Raw genomic sequence first — 4,617 nt, 5'->3', positions numbered from 1 at the left:
GAGCCCGATGCCAAGAGCTTTCCATCCGGACTGAAGGCGACGGAGTAGACCCAATTGGTATGCCCAGTGAGCGTGCGCACGAGATTCCCCGTCTCCACATCCCACAGTTTGATCGTCTGATCCCCGGAGCCCGATGCCAAGAGCTTTCCATCCGGACTGAAGGCGACGGAGTTGACCCAACCGGTATGACCAGCGAGCGTGCGCACGAGATTGCCCGTCCCCACATCCCACAGCTTGATCGTCTGATCATCCGAACCCGACGCCAAGAGCTTTCCATCCGGACTGAAGGCAACGGAGCGGACCCAATTGGTATGCCCGGTGAGGGTGCTCGTAAGAAGGCAAGAAGGATGAGGAAGAAAGACCCCCCAAAGGGCATGATCGGTGATCGTGTTTCCATCGAGGATGAGCGTCGCCGAATCCCGAACGAGCACACCGGCCAGACCACCGCTCAGCTTCATCCGCTGCAACCGCGCGCGCGCCCGCTCGCTGACTTTCGCATTGAGCCCATCGCCTGCGACTTCCGCACCTTCCATGACAAGCTGTGCGTTCTCCCCCACATCGAGGCCAATCCGGTTCCCCAGAATCGTTCCCCCAAGGGCCGTCACCCGAACCGTCCCCCTCAAAGAGAGCCCGACTTCCCCTCCCGCGAACTCTGAACCCGTGAGATCCAGCGCCAGCTCCGCCGACCCTGTGAGGCGCATGGCCGTTTTGCCCGCCGTTACCTGCACGCCCGCTATGGTGAGCGATCCGGTTGAAGAAAAGTTCAATCCATCGCCTCCGGCTTCGATGCGCACGCTTGTGAGGTCGAGATTTCCTGATCCGGAAAAAGCGATACCAGCGCCGGTCGTGGCAATACTCGAATCGCTCACGACGGCTTCAGCCGATCCCGCCAGCTCTAACCCGGCCCCTCCGACGAATTCCGCATGGGCGGCCACGAGCCGAGCCTGATCGCGAGCACGCAGAACCGTGCCGGAGCTACTCAAGCGGATCGGGGTCATCGCCGTGCCCTCCAGGGTGACTTGAGCCGAGCCGGCCACCTCCAGCACCGGCATGCTGGCGGCATTTTCAAGAGTTGCCGCCGCGATCGTGAGCGCCCCGCTCTGGACGAAGACCGCCGCCGCCGTCATCTGGGATTGCGTGGTGAGCTTCAACGCCTCCACGCGCGCCTGAAAGCCCCCCACCTGAACAGCGAGCACGGACCGGCTCGGATCCTGCCCCCGGAGGAGTGTCTGAGGCCCAACGCCTCGGAGCGTCAGAGGCTTGTCGAGCACCAGATTCACATTGTAAATCCCGGCACTGATGGCGATGACATCCCCCGGTTGAGCGGCCCTTACAGCTTCTTCCACTGTGGAGAAGTCTTGAGGCACGCGCAGCGTATCCGAACGCGCTTCCACAACAAGCTCCTGCTCGGCAGAAGCCGTCATGCCGAAGGCGTCCGTCACCGTCAGCCGGACCTTGTAACGCCCCTCGGATGCATAGGTGTGCTGGACCGCCGGTTGATTCGTCTCCTGCGTGGAGCCATCGCCAAAGTTCCAGCCGTAGCGGGTGATCGCTCCATTTGGACTGGACGAAGCCGAGGCATCGAAGGTCACGCGCTGAGCAGGACGCGGGCTCTGAGGCGTGACGGTGAATCGAGCCGTTGGGGGTTGGAGTCGAATGTATTCGATCTGCGCCGAGAGCGAAGCGACGTTGCCCGCTCGATCTCGGACTTGAGCGGAAACGGTCTTGCGGCCGGAATCCGCGTTCCCGCCAAATTGCGAGAGGTCCCAATTGGCTTTCTCCGTTGCGAAGGGCTCCCAGGGCGACCAGGTCTGCCCATCGTTGGAGAAGCGCATCTCAGCCGGTCCGCTCGCCGCATCTTGAACCTGAAGCGTGAGGGCGACCTGAAGCTCCGTCGTCTGCCGTGCTCCCCGATTGATGAGCAGCGTGCCCGAAGGCGGCGTTCGGTCAAATCGCAACGTGCCGCGAGCGACGTTCAGGTGAGTCTTGTTCCCCATCCCATCTTCGAGCCACACGAAGACGGCTCGCTCTCCCTCAGGCGGGTTGTCGAGGACAAGCGGCTTTTGCGCGATATCGCGTCGAGTGCCGTCAGCGGGGCCCGTAGGAGCGTTGCCCAGCTTGAAATAGTAAGCCGCGATCCCTGCCAGGTCTTCAGGGTCTTCCCAGGCGATCTCAAAGCGCCCTTGATTGGTCCAATCTGCCGGCGTGACTTGCAGATTCTGCGGCGGTGGAGGAGGGGTTTGATCCAAAAGGCTCGTGCGGCCTTGCACACTGCCACAAAGATTCTGCCCATTGGCGAAGACGGCGTTGTTGGAACCCAGCAATTGAGAGCGATCGTCGGCTTTCACTCCACAGCCTGAATTACCGGTGATCACGTTCTCCCGCAGCTCCACGCGCTCGGCGTCCAGAGCCTCTACACCATCCCGATTCTGGTGGATTCGGTTCCCGGTGAAACGGAAAGCCGCACGCGATCCCACGAAGATGCCAACCGTGTTGGCGCGAATCAGACAGTTGCGTGCCTCTCCCGCCTGCGTTCCTTCAACGAAGAGCCCCTCGCTCTGGTTTCCCTGCACGATGAGATTTGAGAGCGTAGGATTGTTCCCCCGGCTCTCGATCTGAACCCCTCGTGCGCCTCCGGTGATGGTCAGACTACTTATGCGAACATCGGATTCGCGCACGAGGATGACGGGCTCATCCGAAAATTGCGCCCGGAGGACAACCTTCCCCGGGTCCTCCCCACGAAGGAGGAGGCCTTGCTTTGCGATGACCAAGTTCTCCACGTAGGTCCCGGCCTGAATGAAGATCGTATCGCCGGGACTAGCCCGACTGAGCGCCTCCTGAATCGAACGGAACGCACAGCCTTCTGGACACACCAGAAGCGTCTCCGCTCGTGCCGGGAAACCGGGGAAGAGCAAGTCCGCGACCACCAGACTGAGGATCACCACCGACGGAACACAATACCTTCCCTGGGAAATCATCTCCACCTCCTTTCCGCTCCGAGCGGGCCAGACCCTTCCGAAGCCTTAACCTCCTGCAGCATATGATGAGCCGAGGTACTTGTGCCGTCAAGTCGAATTTTACTCTCGTAGCAATTCCCAGTTAGAGACGAGGAAGTAGCGCCTCAGGAAGCGCGAAGACGAGAAGAAGCGGGCCGAACCCCCGCTCCGCCCGGAGGGCTCGCACGGGAATCGGATTGTCCTGTTTCTCTCCAGTTGAACTCCTTGGGGAGCGACGGTCGGACGCCGCCGGCATGAAGTGGGTGTGAACCAGCCGCCCCTGGTGTGCCCCGGCCCAGGCTGGTCGCCGTCAGGGACTGGCGCCTTCCTCCCTTGAAAATCATCTCCCAACGGATGAAAGGTTCCAGCGGATTAGCCCTTTTTGTCCGTTGGCGAACCCATGTTCATCCTTCGTGGCCTGCTTGGGCACATGAGCGATTCCTGCAGAGAGCTTAAAACCAACGGCCGCCAACTCTGGACCAAGATCACGTTCAGGATCGTGCGCCGCGCGTTCCACCGCCCCCGTCGCCACTCCTGCACCAGGGCATCGCTGCGAGAGCCGATCCCCCCACCGGAGGATGGCGTGGGCTACAAACCCCAGCAGGTTCAACAAGGAGAAGATCAGCGACAGCGTCTTGTGCCCATGCCCGTAGTTGCGCTCCAACTCATAGCCGTGGTTCTTGTGCCCATTGACCTGTTGGTTTTCGATCTCCCACGTGGCTCGCCCGATGCTCACCACCACCGCCACCTGCTCTCGATTCACCTCCAAGTCAGTGACGAAGCTTTTGTGGTACGGGAGCTTCCCCGCCTTGTCCTTTTCCCACACTTGCACCAACGTCAGCCAGGTGGTGTGCTGGAGCCCAAGCTGGCACCGGCCGCACGGTCCAACATTCAAAGAATCGCTGCCGACAGGCCGGTCTCTCCTGCCAGCAGCCATGCTCGCTGTCGCCGACCCGCCGAGAGCCTCACCACCCACTCCAACAACTCTTTGTGTGACTCGGGCTGAGCCACCAGCACATCGTGCCTCCGCTGCTCTCTCAGGTGCTGCCCCATCGGCTCCTGTGACAGTCAATCGTCGCCCGTCACGATGACCTTCATCTGCCGATGCGCAGTTGCAACCGCGCCATCAATCGCTTCGAGAGCATTGATCTGGCCGTCTGGCTTCTGTGTCCCATCGCTTGAGCGCACTTATTCCACGTCTAGCGGCAACACCCGATGCGACCCTGGTCGCAGAGGTCGTGAACGGTTCCTTGGGTCTCATACCAATTGCGGATGGCGACATGCGGATTGCGGATTGATCAGTTCGGATTCCGTAGCCATTGATCCGCAGTTCATGGGAGTCTTTCAAAAGGCAAATACCGTTTTCCGTTTGGAATCGGACCGAAGGCGGGCCTAGGGGATCGGCCTCTGAAAAGGCCTCCTACAAGGCCAATCGGCCGGGAGCTAAAGTCCGGAGTCGAACTCAAACCGGTATAACTATTTCAAAGGGGCGATTTTTTCCTGAGCCCTTTGATGGGCCTTTTTTGCGTGTAGAGATGTGGGAGCAGGACGACTGCTTCGCTCATGAAAGGAGGTGACCGATCATGAAAATGCTGGCGTCACGACGTGCGCCCATCGTTTT

General features: G+C 60.6%; 3 protein-coding genes. All 3 read right to left on the bottom strand.

Annotation, left to right across the window (positions count from 1 at the left end; genetic code table 11):
• Positions 1-2,978 (bottom strand): right-handed parallel beta-helix repeat-containing protein (locus tag VNM72_06285; protein ID HXF05007.1); only part of this gene is annotated, 2,978 nt, incomplete at its 3' end.
• A 358-nt stretch (positions 2,979-3,336) separates the two neighbouring features.
• Positions 3,337-3,765 (bottom strand): hypothetical protein, encoded by a 429-nt coding sequence (locus VNM72_06280; protein ID HXF05006.1) that lies wholly within the window; start codon positions 3,763-3,765, stop codon positions 3,337-3,339.
• 122 nt (positions 3,766-3,887) lie between these two features.
• A complete protein-coding gene (locus VNM72_06275) occupies positions 3,888-4,049 on the bottom strand; it encodes a hypothetical protein (protein HXF05005.1) in 162 nt (53 codons plus the stop codon).
• Between the last annotated feature and the right edge of the window lie 568 nt (positions 4,050-4,617).

It is taken from the genome of Blastocatellia bacterium (genome assembly GCA_035573895.1).
Lineage (GTDB): Bacteria > Acidobacteriota > Blastocatellia > HR10 > HR10 > DATLZR01.
The sequence above is the reverse complement of the archived record's forward strand: the minus strand, read 5'-3'. Positions and strand labels throughout refer to the sequence as shown.